This window comes from Plantactinospora soyae (genome assembly GCF_014874095.1).
Classification (GTDB): Bacteria; Actinomycetota; Actinomycetes; order Mycobacteriales; family Micromonosporaceae; genus Plantactinospora; species Plantactinospora soyae.
In genome coordinates this window covers 3056704-3075528 of record NZ_JADBEB010000001.1, presented here as the reverse complement: position 1 = coordinate 3075528, position 18825 = coordinate 3056704, and the positions used below count along the sequence as shown (strand labels likewise).

The following is an 18825-nucleotide window of genomic DNA, read 5'->3' as shown; positions in this document are numbered from 1 at the left end:
CGGTCCTTTCGAAGCGGGTGGGGAATCACCAGGTGAGACTCACCACCGGGAGCCGGAACCGGACGCTGGGGACGCCTCCGTCCCCGCTCCGGCCGGCGTCGGCAGACCGGCCGGCTCGACGACGGACGGGTGGTCGTCCGGGTCGACGACGGACGGCAGGTCGGTCCGGTCGACGGTGGTCGCCCGGTCACCCGGGTCGACGGCGGACGGCGGGACGTCCGGCAGGATCACGTCGGCTGCCCCGACGCCCGGCGCGAGGACGTCGGCCGCCGGTCCGGCCGGGGTACGGTCCGGGTCCACCGGGCCGACGCGACCCGGTGCGGACAGGCCACGCCCCGCCCAGAGGTACCCGGCCGCCATCGTCATCACCACCGCGATCACCACGAAGAGCAGCCGGTAGTCGAGTACGCCGACCAGCAGGGCTCCGGTGCCGATGGAGATCGCCTGCGGGCCGCTGATCAGCGCCTCGGAGGCCGCGGCGACCCGACCGAGCACCGGGGCCGGGGTACGGCGTTGGATCAGCGTGTGAAGTCCGACGAACGCGATCGGCAGGCCGAAGCCGAGCGGGACCAGCGCCACCAGGGCGAGCCAGATCGTCGGGTACGCCAGCAGCAGCGCCCCGGGCGCGAAGACCGCCACCCCGACCGCGAGCGCGGCCACCTCGCCGAACCGGCGTACGACGACGGGGGAGAGCAGGCCGCCGAGCACCCCGCCGATGCCCTGCATGGTGACCAGCACGCCGACGAAGCCGGGTTCCCGGCCCAGCCCCTGGTCGACGTACGCGAAGATCAACGATTCACTGAACCCCATCACCAGTACGGCCAGGGCGGCGCCGACGACCGCCCGGCGCAGTGCGGGCTCGCCGACCATGTGCCGCAGCCCCGCCCCGACCTCGGTGATCCACCGCAGGTGGGCCGGTTCGGGTGACCGCTCGGCGATCCGCAGTACGGAGACCGCGCAGGCGGCGGCGACGAACCCGAACACGCCGACGGTCGGCAGCGTCCAGCCGCCGGCACCGGTGTAAAGGGCCGCGCCGGCCAGCGGGCCGACCAGGCGCAGTCCCTGCTTCACGGTCTGTAGTACGCCGTTCGCCTGGGCCATCAGGTCCTCCGGCACGATCTCCTTGATCAGTCCGTTGAGGGTCGCGCCGAGGGCGACGTAGGAGAGTCCGTACAGGCCGCCCACCACGTAGATGATCCAGACGTCGTTCCGGTCCCGGACCAGGAACAACGGGGTGAGCACGACCGCCGTGGCCAGGTTGGTGACGATGAAGAACGGGCGGCGGCGGAAGCGGTCCACCATCCAGCCGACGATCGGGGCGAGGGCCATCGGCGCCACCATGGCGAAGATGGTGGCGCCGGCCATGGCGTCCGAGTCGGTCAGATCCTTCACCCAGACGGCCAGCGCCAACAGCATGATCGACTCTGCGGTCATGCTGAAGACGAGGCCGGCGAAGAGACGCCGGAAGTCGGGGCGGCGCAGGACGGTTCGCATCGGAGGGGTCCCTTCCGGTGCGGCGGCGAGTCGGGCGAGGGCTCGCGAGCGTCCGCACCCTCCCGTGGTCGCCGCCGACAGAGGTGGGCCGCGGGCACGGGTCGCCCGCGGCGGGTGGTCGCCGTGCTGGGCGGCCACCGTGCCGGCCGGCGCCGCATCGGCTGGTCGCCGTACCGGCCCGTCGCCGTCGTGCACGGTGGTCGCCGTACCCGGCTCGTCGCCGTGCGCGGTGGTCGGGGTGGGGGTGGGGGCCGGTGGTGCGGGGCATGACCGTCGGAGGGCGAAAATTCATCGCATTCGATGGTGACGCGCGGGGCGGTCACCGTCGGAGGTGGATCGGCTATCCGACGAGGACTGCGGAAAACCCTCGGAAACCTTCTTCGATTTAGACACGCCGTTACCATTCGACGGCAGGGCGTACTCGACCGGCGGCATACTGGACCGCCGGGGAGCCCGACCGGACGGTCGACCCCGGCCCGGCGACGGGCTCGACGCGATCGAGAGCGAGGATCCAGTGCCTGCTGCTCAACCCAGCCCGATTCTGCGACGCCGCAGGCTCGGCTTAGAACTGCGCCGGCTACGGGAGTCCGCCAAGCTCACGGGTGACCAGGTGATCGAGGCGGTGGGCTGGGCCTCGGCCTCCAAACTGTCCCGGTTGGAGAACGGCCGCAGCCGGCCCGACCTGCGGGACGTACTCGATCTGCTGGACCTCTACAAGGTCACCGGGCCGCTCCGGGACGAACTGACCGCGATCACCGGCGAGGCCGGTGACATCCGGAGTTGGCTGCGCTCGTACCCGGTGATGACCCCGCGCCAGCGCGGCTACGCGGAGCTGGAGGCCGGTTGCGCGGAAATCCGGGAGTACAGCCCCGTGATCGTGCCCGGCCTGTTGCAGAGCAAGGCGTACGTCAAGCTGCGGATCCTCTCCTCCCGACAGTTGGTGAACGACCCGGACCGGGACGACACCGAGGACACCGACACCGAGGTTGCCGCCCGGATGGCCCGGCAGTCGCTGCTCACCCGGGACGTCGAACCGCCGCACTACTCGGCGGTGATCGAGGAGGCGGCACTCGGCGTCCGGGCCGGCCCCCGGGAGGTGGTACGCGCCCAGCTGATCCAGCTCCGCAAGCTCGCCCTGCTGCCGAACGTCACGCTCCAGGTGCTGCCCTCCGAGCAGACGATCGCCGACTGGTACCTGCCGCACACCGCGTTCTCGCTCTACCGGTTCGCCGAGCCGCAGGATCCGGAGACCCTCGCGATCGAGGGGCTCTCCACCAACCTCATGCTCACCGACCAGGACGAGATCAGCACCTACTCGGTGGTCTTCGAGTGGCTCCAGGACTCGGCGCTCAGTCCCGAGGAGACACTCTCCTGGCTGGCCGACGAGGTGGGACAGCGGTCCGGTCCGATCAGGAACTCGGCCGGTCGCGGCTCGACGGTGCCGCCGATCCAGCGCAGTCGCCGTACCGGCCGGCTGACCGAGCAGTAGCCGCCACCGGGCACACCGGAACGACCCCGGAGCCGCCGGCTTCCCGTACGGGAGGCCGGCGGCTCTGCCGTCTCCAATACCACAGCCCCGCCCGGGGCGCGCAACCGGTTGTCACCTGATCGGACGAGCGACTACTCCAATCGGCGCGTTTCACTTGCCCGGGGCGCCGTAATGGGTGAACATAGCCCAAGGGGGACGTGGAAGTTCCACGTGATGACTTCGTTCGGTAATCAGAGGATAATTATCCGTCACCGGCCTCGGAGACACCCATGCGGTTTCTAATCGTTCGCACGGACATCCGTGCCGCCGCTGATGACGAGCTGGCTGCCGCCTGGGCACAGGGGGAATGCCTCCGCGACGAGCAGACCGCGCCGGAACAGCGCCGCCAGACCGTCCGCGCGGACGACCGGGACGCGGCGCTGCTACTCGCCCGCGCGCTGTCGAGCGTGGGCGCCGTCCGATCCGGACGACAGCGGGTCAAGGTACTGCCGGTGGGCCGGCCCGAGCCCCGGCTCCGGGGTGGGCACAACGGCGGCCAGCCGACCGAGCTGGACGGTCGCCGGACGGGCGACCGGAACAGCCATCCCGGCGCCCGCAGACCAGCGGCGAACCACCGCAACCCCACCCCGGGCGACCTGGTCGGCTTCCCGGCCGGCAGCCCCGTTCCGGCGCCCGGCACCCTCGCCCCGCCAGCCGGCGGCCCCAACCCGCAACCGAAGAACCTCGGCCCGCAGTCGAGGCTCCCCTAGACGACCGTCGTCGTCGGGCGGCGTCCCCCGCCGCGTTCCATGCCACACCCGACAACGACGGCCCGTGATCTTGGCCCGTGATCGTCGCGGCAACGACGGTCGCGGGCCAAGATCGTTTCGGTACGCCGGGACCTCCGGGCCGGACCACGGGCGCGAACCACGGGTCCGGGCCACGGGTCCAGGCCACGGGTTCGGGCCACGGGTTCGGGCCACGGGTCCAGGCCACGGGTCCAGGCCACGGGTTCGGGACATGACGAGGCCGAGCGGGCCACCGACCCGCTACGAACCGGCGTCCAGCCACCGGCGGATCAGGAACAGCGCGATCGACGACGGTGGCGGCAGCGCCAACGCCAGGTCATCGCCAAGATCGACCCGCTCCCCGGCCAGCACCGCCGCGATGTCTCGCCGGGTGAACCAGCCGGCATAGGCGATCTCCCCCGGATCCAGCCGCATCGACTGGTCCGGATCGGCGAGGGCGAAGAAGCCCAGCATGAGCGATCCCGGGAACGGCCACGCCTGGCTGGCGACGTACCCGACGTGGTGGGGCAGCAGGCCGACCTCCTCGCCGACCTCCCGGACCACCGCGTCCTCCGCCGACTCGCCCGGTTCCACGTAACCGGCGAGGCAGGAGTAGCGACGCAGACCCTCGTCGGGCCGCCAGGCCGCGTTGTTGCCGAGCAGACACCGGCCGTCCGGCCCCGGCACCCCGTCGTGCACCAGCACGATCATCGCGGGATCGGTACGCGGCCAGAGCTGGTGGCCCGCCTCGTCCATCCGGGACCAGCCGGCGTCACCCACCACCGTGGCCAGCCCGGTGATCGACGAATACAGGTGCCGGGCGTGCCAGTTGGACAGGGCGACGGCGGTGGTGAACAGGCCGGCGTCCCGATCGCTGAGCAGGTGTCCGACCTCGCGCAGGGTGACCGCCCGGGCGCCGGCAACCTCCGGCAGCGGTACGGCGACCGCGAACACCGGAACGCCGTCCGGCTCGACACCGAGGAACAACCGGCCGGCCGGCTCGCTGTCCTCGACCGTCTCCGGACCGAGCAGGAACAGCTCCGGCTTCTCCGTCGAGGGGCCGACCAGGGTCCGCCCGCCCCCCGCCACGTCGACCACCAGCACCCGGGCCCGGCGCCAGGCGTCCGTCAGCCACCGCTGGTCGGTACGCCGGTGCGCGGCCCGGTCCAGCGTCGACCGGGCGAGCGGCGGATGGCCGGAGGTCACGACTCCGGAGTCTCCGTACGCACCGGTCCCAGCACCCCGAGCGGACCCTCGACCGTGGCGGCGTCACCCAGCACCACGGTGACCGCCCGAGCCGGAGCCAGGTACGTCGCCGCGGCGGCCGCCACGTCGTCCCGGGTCACCTTCGCCAACCGGGCCGCGTGCTCGGCGAGGAACTCCAGGCGCAGCCCGGAGCCGGCGTACGCGCTGGCCACCGCCGCCAGCCCGGCCTGGGTCGAGATGCCGAGCTGAAGGGTGCCCAGCGCGTACTGCCGGGCCTGCTCCAGCTCGTCCTCCTTCGGCGGCAACGACGCCAACCGCCCCAGCTCGTAGTTCGTCTCCAGCAGGGCCGGACCGGTCACCTCGGTCGCCACCTCGGCCGCGACGACCAGGGCGGAACCCGCGACCGAGTGCTCGATCGTCGAGTGCGGCCCGTAGGTGTACCCCTTGTCCTCGCGGATGTTCTCCACCCAACGGGACGAGAAGTAGCCGCCGAAGACCAGATTCGCGAGTTGCAGCGCGGCATGGTCCGGATGGGTACGCGGCACCGCCGGCAGGGCCAGCCGCAACGAGGACTGCACCGAGCCGGGTCGGTCGACCAGCAGCAGCGGTCCCGGCTCCAGCGGCGGCGCCGCGGGCAACTCGCCCGGCGCACCGTCCCCGGTCCAGCCGGACAGCGCCCGCTCCGCCGCGTCCAGCGCCTTGGCCGGCTGCACGTCGCCGACCAGCAGCAGGATCCCGCCGGCCGGACGTACCCGGGCCGCGTGCAGGGTACGCAACTGGGCCGGCCGGACCGCCTCGACCTGCTCCGGCTCCGGGGTCTGCACGGCGTACGGGTGCTTGCCGTACATCCGCTTGAGCAGGGCCTTCCGGACCAGGTGCGCCGGCAGGCTCTGCGCCATCCGGATCCCGTCGATGAGCCGGGACCGCTCGGTCGCCACCTCGTCGGCGGGGTACGTGGCGCCGGTCAGTACCCCGGCGAGCAGGTCCAGCAGCCGGTTCAGCCCGGTCACCAGGCCGTTGCCCGAGATCATCAGCCGGTCGGAGTCGAGCCCGGAGGAGAGCCCGCCGCCGACCTTCTGCAACTCCGCAGCGAGTTCCACCGAGGACATCGTGTCGGTGCCGGAGAGCAGCGTCTGCGACATCATCAGCCCACGGGCCAGATGCGCCTTGCCGAACGGCAGCCAGAGCCGCACCTCGACCAGCGGAACGGCCGGCCGGCGCAGGGCGATCACGGTCAGCCCGTTGGGCAGGGTGCGCTCGACCTCACGGGGCAGCTTGAGCTTGCGGGTCGGCCCGAGCGGGGGCAGCGTACGGACGGTCACCTGGCACCTCCACCGGGAACGACCTCGACCGCGGCCCGCCGCTGCGGCCGCAGGGTGGCGGCCGCGGCGCGTACCTGCTCCTCGGTCACCTCGCCGACCAGCCTGGGCAACTCGCCGAGCAGGCCCGGATCACCCCGTTGCTGCTCCAGTACCGCCATCTGCAGGGTCCGGCCGAGCACCGCGTCGGTCTCCCGGAGCAGGTGGGTGGCCATCCGGGCCTGGGTCCGGGCCAGCTCGTCGGCGGCCAGTCCGTCGGCGGCCAACCGGTCGAGCTCCTCGTCGATGGTGCGCAGCACCTTGTCCACTCCGCCACCCGGCGGCAGGTGGGCCTGCAACACCATCGCGGTGGGGTCCCGGACGTCGAACGGGTCGCCCATCAACCCGAGGTAGCCGCCGATGCTGGTCACCGTGCGGTCGCGCAACACCAGCCGCTCGACCAACCGGGACGCGTCGCCGTCGGTGAGCACCTCGGCCAGCACCACGTACGGCAGGTAGTTCTCGAAGTCACCGATCGGATCCGGCACCCGCCACGCCGCGGCCACCGCGGGCAACGGCGCCAGCTTGTCGGTGTACGACTCCCGCCGTTCCCCGGTCAGGTCCGGCTCGGCGAAGTCTGGCCGGACCGGCGCGGGCCGGGCCGGCACGTCACCGAAGTGCCGCTCGACCAGCGCCGTCGCCTCCGCCACGTCCAGGTCGCCACCGACCGCGAGTACCGCGTTCCCGCAGGCGTAGTAGCGGTCGAAGAAGTCGGTCGCGTCGGCGATGCTGGCGCTCTCCAGGTCGTCGAAGGAGCCGTAGCCGTCGTGCGCGTTCGCGAACGTGTCGAACATGACCGGCGGCAGGCGCAACCAGGGAAAGCCGCCGTACGGCCGGTTGAGCACGTTGACCCGGATCTCCTCCTTGACCACGTCCACCTGGTTGCGGAGGTTCTCCTCGGTCAGCCGGGGACCGCGCATCCGGTCCGCCTCGAGGAAGAGGGCACGCTCCAGCGCGTTGCTCGGCAACGTCTCCCAGTAGTCGGTGTAATCGAGGTGGGTCGACCCGTTGAACGTCCCGCCGGCCCCCTGGACGTGCCGGAAGTGCGCCAGCTTCTCCAGATTCTCCGAGCCCTGGAACATCAGGTGCTCGAACAGGTGGGCGAAGCCCGTCCTGCCCTCCGGCTCCGACCGGATGCCGACGTCGTAGACGACGGCCACCCCGACCACCGGAGCGCTACGGTCCGGCGCCAACACCACCCGTAGACCGTTGTCGAGGGTGAACCGCTCGACCGAATGTTTCGTTGCTGGAATTCTCGATCTTCCCGCCGCCACGAACCGACCCTAGCGCGTTCCCCGACCACCGCGGGTCGCCGTCCCCCGGATCAGCCGGGACGTACCGAGGCGAGTGCGTGCTCGACCACCCAGTCGAGCTCCCGATGGGTACCCGGAACCGAGATGTAGAGGATCGCGGCCGTCGACCTGCCCACGTCGATGCAGGCGACCGCGGCCAGCTCGTCGGTGGCGCGCAGCCCCGGCCGGCTGAAGTGCAGCCGGAAGACGCTCACCCAGGCCGGCCGCCCGCCGACGGTGGCCCGCTCGTTCCGGATCGACTCCATCCGGTTCGGCTGCGGGTAGTACTCGGTACGCACGTCGTCGGCCACCTGGCGACCCACGCACTCGATGTCGAAGGTCAGGGCATCGTTCTCCGCCGCCGGCACCGCCGCCGAAAGGATGGACGCGTGGTAGTCGCTGAAGCCGTCGTACGCCGACTCGGTGACGAAGTGCTGCCCGACCTTGTACGGCACCTCCAGACTGCCGGCGCTCCACACCGCCCGCCAGGGCTCCCACGGTGCACCGTAGGTGGCGTAGGAGATCCCGGCGTCGGGGTCGACGGTCCGCCCGCCACGTAACGGCTGCCCCGGGCCAGCAGGCGGGACGACGGGAGTGGCCGGTTCCGGGTTGGCCGGGGTGGGCGTACCGGGCACCGCCGACCCCGGCAACGGGCACCTCCGGGCCAGTGGCGGCCGTACGTCCGTCGCCGCGTCCGGCCGGCTCCAGAGCGGGTCGACACCGTCGGAGACGGTCAGTCCGAGCACCACCACCAGGCCGATGACCAGTACGGAACCGGCGGCACCGACGAACCACCACAGCCGGCGGTCGCGACCGCCCGTACCGCCCGGTGGTGCTGGCGGCGGGTCCGGCGGCGTTGGCGGCAGGCCGATCCGGGTCACCGCACCCGCTCCCCAGGAGGCCCCGGGCGGGACCTGGGAACCGTCCTTCGGACGGGGGACGTTCACCGGCATGCGTCCAGTGAACACCACCAACGGATGACCGCACCGCCCGAGGCGCGGCCGGGATCAGCCCTCGCCGGCCGCCGTCAGTTCGCCACCGTCGGTGATCACCCACGGTGGCGAGTGCATCTCCACCACCTCGACCTCGGGCGATCCGGCGGCAACGCCGTACCACGGGGTGAAGGCGGCCAGCATGGCAAGGAGCAGCCCCCCGACCGCGAGTGCGAGCACCACCAGGATTTCCCGCATCGAGCCCCGACCGATACCGACGGTCATCGCAACCTCCCCCACCGCGACCCATCCCCGTGGCCGCTGGTTCCCCAGGACAGGATGACCGGTAACGGGTTACTCCACAGTCGCCCATCGGACGCGATCAGGTGTATTCGCGGGCATAATTGCCCTACCCGATCGGAGCGCGGTGAGGGTGGCGCGGGTGACGCGGGTGACGCGGTGGTGACGGCGTACTCAGGCGGTCCGGCGGGGGCGGCGCGGGCGCGGCGGCCGGCCGGTGGCCCGGTGCGGCATCCGGGGGTCGACCGGCGGCGCGGCAACCGACACCGGGGCGCCGGACGGGATCCGGGCACCGGTGACCCGGATCAAATCCTCGTCGCCGGGACGGATCCGGACCGTCTCGGGCCTGATCCCGGCGGTGCTCATCAGCCGGGCGACCTCGGAACGCTGCTCGGGCAGGACCAGGGTGACCACCCGACCCGCCTCACCCGCACGGGCCGTACGGCCGCCCCGGTGCAGGTAGTCCTTTGCCTCGGCCGGCGGGTCCACGTTCACCACCAGGTCCAGCCCGTCGACGTGGATGCCCCGGGCCGCGACGTCCGTCGCCACCAGGGCGGTCACCTGACCGGCCCGGAACTGCTCCAGGGTGCGGGTCCGCTGCGGCTGGGACTTCCCGCCGTGCAGGGCCGCCGCCCGTACGCCGCTGGTCAGCAACTGTCGGGCCAGCCGGTCGGCCCGGTGCTTCGTACCGACGAACATGATCACGCGACCGTCCCGGGCCGCGATCTGCGCCGTCGCCGCCACCTTGTCCACCGCGTCCACCTGGAGGACGTGATGGGTCATCGCGGTGACCGTGGCGGTCGTCGGGTCGACGGAGTGCGACACCGGATCGGTCAGGAATCGCCGGACCAGCCGGTCGACGCCCCGATCCAGGGTGGCCGAGAAGAGCATCCGCTGCCCGTCCGGCGCGACCTGACGCAGCAGGTCGGTGACCTGCGGCAGGAACCCCATGTCGGCCATCTGGTCGGCCTCGTCCAGCACCGTGATGGCGACCTGGTCCAGCCGGCAGTCGCCGCGCTGCACCAGATCGGCGAGCCGACCGGGCGTGGCGATGACGACCTCGGCACCGGCCCGCAGGGCGTCGGCCTGCCGGACCAGCGACAGCCCGCCGACCACGGTGGCACAGCGCAGGCCCAGCGTGCGGGCGTACGGGGTGAGCGCCGCGGTCACCTGCTGGGCCAGCTCACGGGTGGGCACCAGGACCAGCGCGAGCGGTCGGCCCGGCCGGGCCCGACGCCCGGCGGTGCGGGACAGCAGTGGAAGCCCGAAGGCGAGAGTCTTGCCGGAGCCGGTACGGCCCCGGCCGAGCACGTCCCGACCAGCCAGTGAGTCGGGGAGGGTCGCCGACTGGATCGGGAACGGCTCGTTGATGCCGTTCGCGGTCAACGCGGCGTGCAGCCCGGGGGCCAGCGGTGCGTCGGCGAACGAGCTGATGGCACGGGTCATTACGGTGAGCCTTCCTCGAGCGGTACGTGTCAAGGAAGGCTCACCGGCGGCCGGGACCGCAGCGGCTGGGCCACCAGCGGTAATGGCGCCCGGCGGCCGCGGCCACGGACCGGGAATACGCGGGAGCCAGCCCGTGCCGTCGGGCGCGGGCTGGCCGCGTCATCACCCCCGGTTAAGAGGATGATGGTCGAATTTGTCTCAGGCTTTCGCCTCAGATCGGACGGATGTTCTCCGCCTGCGGGCCCTTCTGACCCTGGGTGACCTCGAACTCCACCCGCTGGTTCTCGTCCAGGCTGCGGTAGCCCGAGCTCTGGATCGCTGAGAAGTGGGCAAAGACGTCGGCGCCGCCGCCGTCCGGGGTGATGAAGCCGAAGCCCTTGTCAGCGTTGAACCACTTCACAGTGCCAATTGCCATCTGTTTCGTCTCCTGACGGAACGATCGGACCGCACCTGTTGCGGACCGAAAAGTCGCCCACACACGAATGTGTGGACTGCTGTCGCCCTGGTCGCCCCGCCCGGAGAACTCCGGACACAACAAAGAGCGCCTACGGTCACAATCCCGCAGGCGCACACAGAGTCTCTGGGAACCAAAACTGCAACGCCTGCCACGGTAGCACAACGCCGGGGTGTGCGCCCTGGTTTCGCTGGATCAACCTTGCGGCGTCTGCTCCGGCAACGCTGCCACCAGGGCAGACAGGCCAGCGGTGTCGAGCAAATCCGCCGGCCGCACCGTGATGTTCTGCCGTACGTAGTGGAACGCCGCGCGTACCCGGTCGACCGGAACGCCGGCCAACTCCGCCCAGGCGAGCCGGTACGCGGCCAACTGCACCGCCGCCGCGTCCGCCTCGACTCCGGTCGGCTGGCGACCGGTCTTCCAGTCGACCACGTCGAACCGGCCACCCGGCAGTTCGAAGACCGCGTCCATCCGGCCCCGGACCAGCAGCCCGCCGACCAGGGTGGCGAACGGCACCTCGACCTCGACCGGGCTGCGCTCCGCCCACTCGCTCGCCATGAACCGCTCCTGGAGTTCGGCCAGCGCCTCGTCCGGGGCCGCGTCCGAGTCCGCCGCACCGGGCAACTCGTCCACGTCGAGCAGTCGGGCCACGCCGTACCGCTGCTCCAGCCAGGCGTGGAAGGCGGTTCCCCGCCGGGCGTACGGCTCCGGACGGGCCGGCATCGGCCGGCGCAGGGCACGGGCGAGCGCCGGTGGATCGCGACGCAGGGCGACCAGTTGGGAGACCGACAGGTGCCCCGGCAGGACGACCTCGACCGGCCCCGAGCGGTGGGCCAGCCAGTCCCGCTCGGCGAGCAGCAGATCGGCCTCGCGCCGCCACCCGGCCACGACAGCCTCCGCCTCCGAGTCCACCGCCGGCAACGCCTCCGCCCCGTCCCCTGGCAACGCCTCCCGGCCGGCACCCGGCAACGCCTCCCGGCCGGCACCCGGCAACGCCTCCGGACCGGAACCCGGCAGCACCACCGGACCGGAACCCGGCGATGCCTCCGAACCGGCACCCGGCGAAGTCCCCGGATCCGGCGCCTCGCCCGCCTTCTCCTCAGCCGGCGCCTCCTCGGGCACAGCGGCCTCGGGCTCGTCGGCCTCGGGCAGAGCGGCCTCGGGCAGAGCGGCCTCGGGCTCGTCGGCCTCGGGCACAGCGGCTGGAATTGCGTCCGGTCCCTCGGACATCAGGCGGCGGACCAGGGAGGCGGCCTCGGCCAGTACGGGCCGCCGGGGGCCCAACGGATCGGCCGGCCACTCGGCCCGGAGCACGACCTCGGTGGTCGGATTCGTCGCGTCGGCAGCCGGCTCCGGCGCCCAGGCGTCGACCACGAACCCGCTCTCGCCGGCCTCGGGCGTGGCCACGCACCACTCGTACACCTCGGCGAGGAAGCCCGACGGGCCGCGTGGGCGCTTCGTGCCCTCGCCCCACCAGAAGCCGGAGCAGAGCAGCAGCCGGCGGGGCCGGGTGACCGCCACGTAGGCCAGCCGGCGCTCCTCCCGCTCGTCGTGGGTCCGCCACTGCTCGGTGAAGGTGCCCAGCGCGCGGGCCACCGCCTTCTGGTCCTCGGCGTCGTCCAGCGCCAGCACCGGCAGGCCGCCGACGTCGCCGCGCAGCGGAAACGGCAGTACCCCGAGGCCCAGCAGGTAGTGGTCGGAGCCCCGGGCCGTACCGGGCCAGACGCCCCGGCTCAGCCCGGCCACCGACACCACGTCCCACTCCAGGCCCTTCGCGGCGTGCGCGGTGAGGATCTGCACCGCGCCCTCCACCACCTCCACCTCGCCCGGGGACAGCCCACGCTCCTCGTCCTCGGCGGCGGCGAGAAAGGCCAGGAAGGCGTGCAGCGGGGCCCCGGCCGAGTCACCGGCGAACCGGGCGGCCACGTCGCCGAGCGCGTCCAGGTGCCCCCGGGCCAGCCCGGCGTCGCCACCCCGACCATCGCTGCCGGCCCGGACCGCCACCTCGACGTCGAGCCCGATGGTCCGCTCGACGTCCGCCAGCAGATCAGGCAGCGGCTGGTCCAGCCGGTGCCGCAGCAGGCCCAACTCCCGGCCGTACGCCCGCAGCCGGGCGTACCCCTGGACCGAGTACGCCTGCGCCGGCCCGAGGTCGGCCAGCGCCTCGACCAGGGTCGCCTCGTCCAACCGGTCGGTAACGATCTCCGGCTCGTCGTCGCCGTCCTGCCGGGGCAGTTCTCGCCGGGCGCGTGCGATCGCGGTGGACCGGCGATGCAGTGCGACCAGATCACGCGGCCCGATCCGCCAGCGCGCCCCGGTGAGCAACCGGAGCAGCGCGGCGCCGTCGGTCGGATCGGAGAGCACCCGCAGCGTGCAGACGACGTCCCGGACCTCCGGAGTGTCGAGGAGTCCGCCGAGGCCGACCACCTCGACCGGCAGGCCCCGGTCCCGCAGCGCCGCCTCGATCGCCGGGATCTGGCTGCGGAGCCGGACCAGTACCGCCGTCGTCGGCCGGTTGGCCACCGGAATGTGCTCGGGCAGCGCGTCCGGCATCCGGGCCGCACCCCGCCAGGCGGCGAGCACGCTGTCGGCGATCCAGTCGGCCTCGTCGGCGTACGTCTCCAGCAGTGCGCAGTGCACCGTACCGCCGGCGAAGCCCCGGCCGGTGCGGCCCGGAATCTCCTCGTCCACCCGGAACGCGGCGGCCAGCTCGGCGACCTGGGCTCCGGCGGCGCGCAGCGGCGCGGCCAGCCCGTTGGCGACGTCCAGGATCTGCGGTCGGTTGCGCCAGCTCGTGGTCAGGGTCCGCACCTCGGCCGGCCGGCCGTCGGGCTGGGCGAACTCGGTCGGGAACCGGTCCAGGGTGCCGGCGCTGGCCCCCCGCCAGCCGTAGATGGACTGGCACGGGTCACCGACGGCGGTGACCGGATGCCCGCCGCCGTAGAGCGCGTGCAGCAGCACCACCTGCGCGTGACTGGTGTCCTGGTACTCGTCGAGCAGCACCACCCGGTACCGGCCGCGCTCGATCGTGCCGACCTCCGGATGGTTCCGGGCCACCAGCGCCGCCCGGGCGAGCTGGTCGCCGAAGTCCATCGCCTCGAAGTCGTCCTTGCGCTGGGCGTACGCCCGGACCAGTGGCAGCAGCCGCAGCCGGAGCTGCTGGATGTGCAGCGCCTTTCGTACGTCGGCGTAGACCCGGCCCGGCCGGGCCTGAACCTCGGCGAAGAACCGTCCCGTCCAGGTGGCCAGGTCGTCCGGGGTGACCAGATGCTCGGCCAGGTCACCGGCCAACGCCAGGACCGCGTCGGTGACCGTGCTCGGCATCCGTTCCACTTCGGACATGTCACCGTCGTGGTTGCGGACCAGCAGATCGACGATCTGCCACCGGGACGCCTCGGTGAGCAGTCGGGTCGACGGCTCGTAGCCACCCCGCAGGCCGTGCTCGGTGACGATCCGGGCGGCGTACGAGTGGTACGTCGCCACGGTCGGCTCACCACCGAACGGGTCGTCGTCGGCGTTCCGGCTGTTCCGCCCCAGCCGGCGCACCAACTGACCCAGCCGGGTACGGATCCGCATCCCCAGTTCACCGGCCGCCTTCCGGGTGAAGGTCAGGCCGAGGATCTGCCCCGGTTCGACGTACCCGTTGGCGACCAGCCAGACCACCCGGGCGGCCATCGTCTCGGTCTTGCCGGAGCCGGCCCCGGCGACCACCAGCAGCGGTTCGACCGGCGCGGAGATGATCGCGGCCTGCTCCAGGGTGGGTGCCGGCAGCCGGAGCAGCTTGGCCAGCTCGACCGGGGTGTACCGGGGGCCGGCGTCGGCGACCCGCTGCGGCGGCGCCGAGGTGAACAGGGACGGCTGGGTCATCAGGAGTTCCCCCCGCCCCGCTGCCCCGGCGGCCTCGGCTGGCCGCCCGGCGGCTGCCGTCGGGTCGGCGGCTCGACAACCTGACGTCCCTGCCCCGAGATCGGGCAACTGCTCCGTACCGGGCAGACCCGGCACTTCGAGTTCGCCACCGCCGAGAACGTCGCCGCCGCCATCGTGTCGGCGGTACGTCGCACCATCGCCCGCGCCCAGCCCGCCTCCTCGCCCTCGCTGGCCGGCGGCTGTGCCTGCTCCTTCGCGTCCTGGGTCGGCGTACCGAGCTGCACCAGCGCCGCACCGCCGGACTCGGACCCGGCTCCGAGGTCTTCGAACGCGCCCGCCTCCACCGCCGCCTGGTACGCACCGAGCTGCGGATGCTCCGCCAGCTCCGACGCCGTCACCGCCGTCGACTTGCCGGTCTTCAGGTCGATCACCACGAGCCGACCCTCGGCGTCCACCTCCAACCGGTCCACCCGACCGGTCAACTCGATCGGCCGCTTCGGGTCGTCGAGGCGTACCGCGAACTCGTGCTCGATGGCGAGCAGCCGGCGCGGGTTGCCGGCCAGCCAGCGCAGCAGTTTGTCGACCATCACCTCGGCCCGGGCCTGCTCCGGCCCGGCCATCCAGCGGGCCGCGAGTTCGATCACGTCGAACCGGCCGGCGACGTAGTCCAGAAGTTTGCCCCGGTCGACGCTGGCGTCCTCGGCGAGCATCGCGGCGGCGTGCACCAGGTTGCCCACCCCCTGGGCCGCACTCGCCGGCCCCTTCCCGCCGTGCCGCTCCAGCAGCCAGCGCAGGCTGCACCGCAGCGCGCTCTCCATCCCCGACGGCGTGACCCGGACCGGCTCCCCCTCGTCCACCAGCGGCCGGTCGTCCGACAACGCCCGCAACCCCCACCAGTCGTCCGGATGCGCCCCCGGCACACCGGCGGCAGCCAACCGGGCCAACTCCACCGCCGCCCCCCGCCGCCGCACCGCCGACGCCTCCGGATCCGTCACCGCGGTCCGCAACTCCGCCACCAACGCCGACAGCGTCAACGCCCGAGGCGGCCGCCCGATCGGCAACGCCACCGGCTCATCTGCAAGCTCGGGTGCAAGGAAGGGCCCCTTCTTATCGTTTTCTGTAGAAGAAGGGCCCCTTCCTAACACCTCGGACTCCTCGGCCTCCACCTCGCCGCCGCCGAGTTCGTAGAGGAAGCGGCTCGGCTGCTCCTCGTGGTCGGCCACCCCGACCGCCGCCGAGGCGACCGCGCTGACCAGCAGCTTCCGCCGGGCGCGGGTCGCGGCGACGTAGAACAGCCGGCGTTCCTCGTCCAGCACCGCCGAGGTCTGGCCGACCAGGGTGGCCGCCGCCCCGGCCCCCTCGCCCCGGCCGGCCAGTACGTCGACCAACCGTTCCGAGCCGAGCAGGCTGCCCCGCAGCCGCAGGTCGGGCCAGATCCCCTCCTGTACGCCGGCCACGGCGACCAGATCCCACTCCAGCCCCTTCGCCGCGTGGGCGGTGAGCAGGCGTACCGCCTCGCCCCGGTCGGCGCTCGGCGCGAGGGTGTCCGCCGGCAACTGCTGCCCCAGCACGTGATCGAGGAACACCTCGGTACGCGCCCCGGGCAACCGGTCGACGAACCGGGCCGCCGCGTCGAAGAGTACGACGATCGCGTCCAGGTCCCGGTCGGCAGCCGCGGCCCGCCAGCGCAGTCCGGTGTCCGCCGCACCTGCCGCCGTACGGGCCCGGGCCAGTGCGCCGGACCAGCGCTCGGCCAGCCCGCTGGCCCGCCAGAGCGCCCAGAGCACGTCCTCGGCGGTCGCCCCGGGGACCGTACCGGCTTCCCGGGCGGCGGCCAGGAGGGCGGCAACCGCCTGGGCGGGCTCGGCCCAGCGCCGATCGATCGCCGCCAGCTCGGCCGGGTCCCGCAGCGCCTCGACGAGCAGGTCGCCGGAGGGTCGCCGGTCCCCGGCGGCCAGGGCCAGGGCCCGCAGCCCCTGCCGCAGCCGCCGCTCGGCCAGCGGATCGGCGCCGCCCAGCGGCGAGTGCAGCAGCGTCACCGCCGCCTCCTCGTCCAGCCGGTCCGGCTCCAGCGCGCAGCGCAGCAGCAGCAGGACCGGCGCCACCGCCGGTTGCAGGTGCAGCGGCAGGTCCTCGGCGTGCACCACGGTCGGCACCCCGACGGTGTGCAGCGCGCGCTGCAACGGCGGAAGCTGCAACGTGGTGGAGCGGAGCAGCACCGCCATCCGCGACCAGGGCACCCCGTCGAGCAGGTGCGCGGAACGCAGCGCGTGCGCCAGGTACGCCGCCTCGCTGGTGGCGGAGCGGAACGTCCGGACCTCGACCGTGCCGGGCTCGACGTCCGGCAGCGGCCGCAGGTCGCGGTGCGCCGCCGGGCCACGCAGCCGCCGGGCCAGCCGCCGGGTCGCGTCCAGCAGCCCCGGCCCGGCCCGGTACGACGTGGGCAGCAACAGGGTCCGCGCCACCGCGCCGGAGGCGGTCCGGAACCGGTGCGGGAAGGCGCCGACGGCGGCCGGATCGGCGCCCCGGAAGGCGTACGTCGACGAGTCCGGGTCACCGAACGCGACCAGTGACTTACCGCCCCCGGCCACCAGGTCGAGCAGGTCCAACTGGGCCGGGTCGGTGTCGGCGAGTTCGTCCAGGTAGATGTAGGCGAGCCGGTCCCGTTCGGCGTCGAGCAGCTCCGGATCGTCGGTGAGCAGGCCGGCGGCGGCCCGGACCAGTTCGGCCGGGTCGTAGGCGACCGAGCCCCGGGTGGTGACGTCGCGCAGGGCCAGCACGGCGACGTACTGCCGGAGGAAGCGGGCGGCGGCCGGCCAGTCCGCCCGGCCGAGCCGCTCACCGAGCTGGGCCAACTCGACCGGGCCGACACCCCGCTCGGCGGCCCGCATCAGCAGGTCGCGGAGCTGTTCGGCGAAGGCCCGGGTACGCAGCGCCGGGCGCAGTTCCGCCGGCCAGCCGACCGGGTCCTCGATCTCGTCCCCGCCCTCGGAACCCTCCGAACCGTCCTCGACGCCGATCACGCCGAGCAGTTCGCGGATGATCAGATCCTGCTCCGGGCCGGTGAGGAGGCGGGGCGAAGGCTCGCCGCGTTCCGCCGCCGCCCGACGGAGCAGCCCGAAGGCGTACGCCGGGAAGGTCCGGACCAGCGGCTCGTGCAGCACCATTCCGTCGGCGCCGGCGATCCGGGCCTCGATCCGGTGCCGGAGCGCCGCCGACGCCCGTCGGCCGAAGGTCAGCACCAGGATGCGTTCCGGGTCGACCCCCTCGGCGACCCGGGCGGCGACCGCCTCGACCAGGGTGCTCGTCTTGCCGGTGCCCGGTCCACCGAGGACCAGCAGCGGCCCGTCGGTGTGCCCGACGACGGCTTCCTGCTCGGGGTCGCCGAGCCGCGCCGGCACGGCCTCGGCCGGCCGACGAACCAGCCGGTACGCCTGCACGCCGCCCATCACATCACGCCGGCCCGACGAGCCCGCCTCAGGTACGCCCGCGCGCCGCGCCTTTCGCCGGGTAGGACGGGACCGGGGCCGGGGAGCACACCCCGGAAGGGGTGGCCGCCTCGGCCCCGGCATTTCCTAGCTCGGACGTCCCGAGTCAGTTACCACTGCTGCCAGGCCAGGTAGTTGATGCCGTACGCCCGCAGCCCGTACTCGAAGCTGTCGTCGACCGCCCGCCCCGTCGCCTCGTTCTGCAGCACCCAGCCCTTGCTCGGGTCGTCCGGCCAGTACCAGATGGTCCAGCGCTGGAAGGGCTGCCCGTTGCAGCCGTAGGGACGCAGCCCGTACTCGAAACTGTCGTCGAGGCAGCGTCCCGTCGCGTGATTCTTGATCTCCACCCGGTCGGTCGTGACCGCGGTGAGTGCCCAGAGCTGGTGGAGGTTCCCGTAGTTCTCCGGGATCGCCCGCAGCCCGTACTGGAAACTGTCGTCCAGAATCCGGGCGGTCGCGAAGTTCTGGAAGCGCTCGTCCCAGGCCTGGACGCCGACACCGTCACCGGTCATCCGCGCCGCCCCCGGCGGGGCGACCAGCGGCGACGGCTCCGACCCGACCCCCGCGTTCGCGGGCGCGGTGATGCTCGCCGCCGCGATGACGGCCGCCAGCACCGCCACCAAATTCATGATCACTTTTCTCATCGGGTTCCCCCTCTTCCCCTTCTCCCCGGCGGGCCGACTCCCCGGTCACCCCGTCGCATTGACGACGATGTCGTCCCTACTTTGGAGA

General features: G+C 73.0%; 11 protein-coding genes and 2 pseudogenes. 2 read left to right on the top strand and 11 right to left on the bottom strand.

Annotated features, from left to right (window positions below):
* Positions 1 to 297: 297 nt before the first annotated feature.
* A pseudogene (locus H4W31_RS13750) lies at positions 298 to 1494 on the bottom strand (MFS transporter); the annotation flags it as partial.
* A 514-nt stretch (positions 1495 to 2008) separates the two neighbouring features.
* On the opposite strand from H4W31_RS13750, the gene H4W31_RS13745 reads away from it, so the two are divergent.
* Together H4W31_RS13745 and H4W31_RS13740 are read left to right on the top strand one after the other, a co-directional pair.
* Positions 2009 to 2983: a DUF5753 domain-containing protein gene (locus tag H4W31_RS13745; protein WP_192767021.1), complete on the top strand. Its 975-nt coding sequence runs from the start codon at positions 2009 to 2011 to the stop codon at positions 2981 to 2983.
* Between the two features lie 269 nt (positions 2984 to 3252).
* A pseudogene (locus H4W31_RS13740) lies at positions 3253 to 3486 on the top strand (hypothetical protein); the annotation flags it as partial.
* A gap of 525 nt (positions 3487 to 4011) precedes the next feature.
* Here H4W31_RS13740 and nudC read toward each other — a convergent pair.
* The 10 genes from nudC to H4W31_RS13685 form a co-directional block, all read right to left on the bottom strand.
* Positions 4012 to 4956, bottom strand: coding sequence for an NAD(+) diphosphatase (gene nudC / locus H4W31_RS13735; protein WP_192767020.1), 945 nt, complete (start codon positions 4954 to 4956; stop codon positions 4012 to 4014).
* Positions 4953 to 6278, bottom strand: a complete 1326-nt coding sequence (locus H4W31_RS13730; protein WP_192767019.1) for a M16 family metallopeptidase — start codon at positions 6276 to 6278, stop codon at positions 4953 to 4955. The genes nudC and H4W31_RS13730 overlap by 4 nt, the downstream gene beginning before the upstream one ends.
* Complete coding sequence (locus tag H4W31_RS13725; RefSeq protein ID WP_192767018.1) at positions 6275 to 7588, bottom strand: M16 family metallopeptidase; 1314 nt, start codon at positions 7586 to 7588, stop codon at positions 6275 to 6277. The genes H4W31_RS13730 and H4W31_RS13725 overlap by 4 nt, the downstream gene beginning before the upstream one ends.
* Before the next feature lie 50 nt (positions 7589 to 7638).
* A complete protein-coding gene (locus H4W31_RS13720; RefSeq protein WP_192767017.1) occupies positions 7639 to 8559 on the bottom strand; it encodes a hypothetical protein in 921 nt (306 codons plus the stop codon).
* A 54-nt stretch (positions 8560 to 8613) separates the two neighbouring features.
* The gene (locus H4W31_RS13715; RefSeq protein ID WP_192767016.1) at positions 8614 to 8823 is read right to left on the bottom strand and encodes a hypothetical protein; all 210 of its coding nucleotides are present in this window, start codon (positions 8821 to 8823) and stop codon (positions 8614 to 8616) included.
* 189 nt (positions 8824 to 9012) lie between these two features.
* A complete protein-coding gene (locus H4W31_RS13710; RefSeq protein ID WP_192767015.1) occupies positions 9013 to 10284 on the bottom strand; it encodes a DEAD/DEAH box helicase in 1272 nt (423 codons plus the stop codon).
* 211 nt (positions 10285 to 10495) lie between these two features.
* A complete protein-coding gene (cspE, locus tag H4W31_RS13705) occupies positions 10496 to 10699 on the bottom strand; it encodes a transcription antiterminator/RNA stability regulator CspE (RefSeq protein ID WP_101369720.1) in 204 nt (67 codons plus the stop codon).
* A gap of 234 nt (positions 10700 to 10933) precedes the next feature.
* Entirely contained in the window at positions 10934 to 14605 is a 3672-nt protein-coding gene (locus tag H4W31_RS43735; RefSeq protein ID WP_264084067.1) for a UvrD-helicase domain-containing protein, read from the bottom strand.
* Positions 14605 to 18045, bottom strand: coding sequence for an ATP-dependent helicase (locus H4W31_RS13690; protein WP_404825708.1), 3441 nt, complete (start codon positions 18043 to 18045; stop codon positions 14605 to 14607). Before H4W31_RS13690 ends, H4W31_RS43735 begins: the two co-directional genes overlap by 1 nt.
* A 158-nt stretch (positions 18046 to 18203) precedes the next feature.
* A complete protein-coding gene (locus H4W31_RS13685; protein WP_192767013.1) occupies positions 18204 to 18737 on the bottom strand; it encodes an RICIN domain-containing protein in 534 nt (177 codons plus the stop codon).
* Positions 18738 to 18825 lie beyond the last annotated feature (88 nt).

Bases quoted from the DNA above. Each gene is read 5' to 3' on its own strand.
- H4W31_RS13720 (WP_192767017.1), bottom strand. From the start codon at position 8,559: ATGCCGGTGAACGTCCCCCGTCCGAAGGACGGTTCCCAGGTCCCGCCC.
- H4W31_RS13715 (WP_192767016.1), bottom strand. From the start codon at position 8,823: ATGACCGTCGGTATCGGTCGGGGCTCGATGCGGGAAATCCTGGTGGTG.
- H4W31_RS13710 (WP_192767015.1), bottom strand. From the start codon at position 10,284: ATGACCCGTGCCATCAGCTCGTTCGCCGACGCACCGCTGGCCCCCGGG.
- cspE (WP_101369720.1), bottom strand. From the start codon at position 10,699: ATGGCAATTGGCACTGTGAAGTGGTTCAACGCTGACAAGGGCTTCGGC.
- H4W31_RS43735 (WP_264084067.1), bottom strand. From the start codon at position 14,605: ATGACCCAGCCGTCCCTGTTCACCTCGGCGCCGCCGCAGCGGGTCGCC.
- H4W31_RS13685 (WP_192767013.1), bottom strand. From the start codon at position 18,737: ATGAGAAAAGTGATCATGAATTTGGTGGCGGTGCTGGCGGCCGTCATC.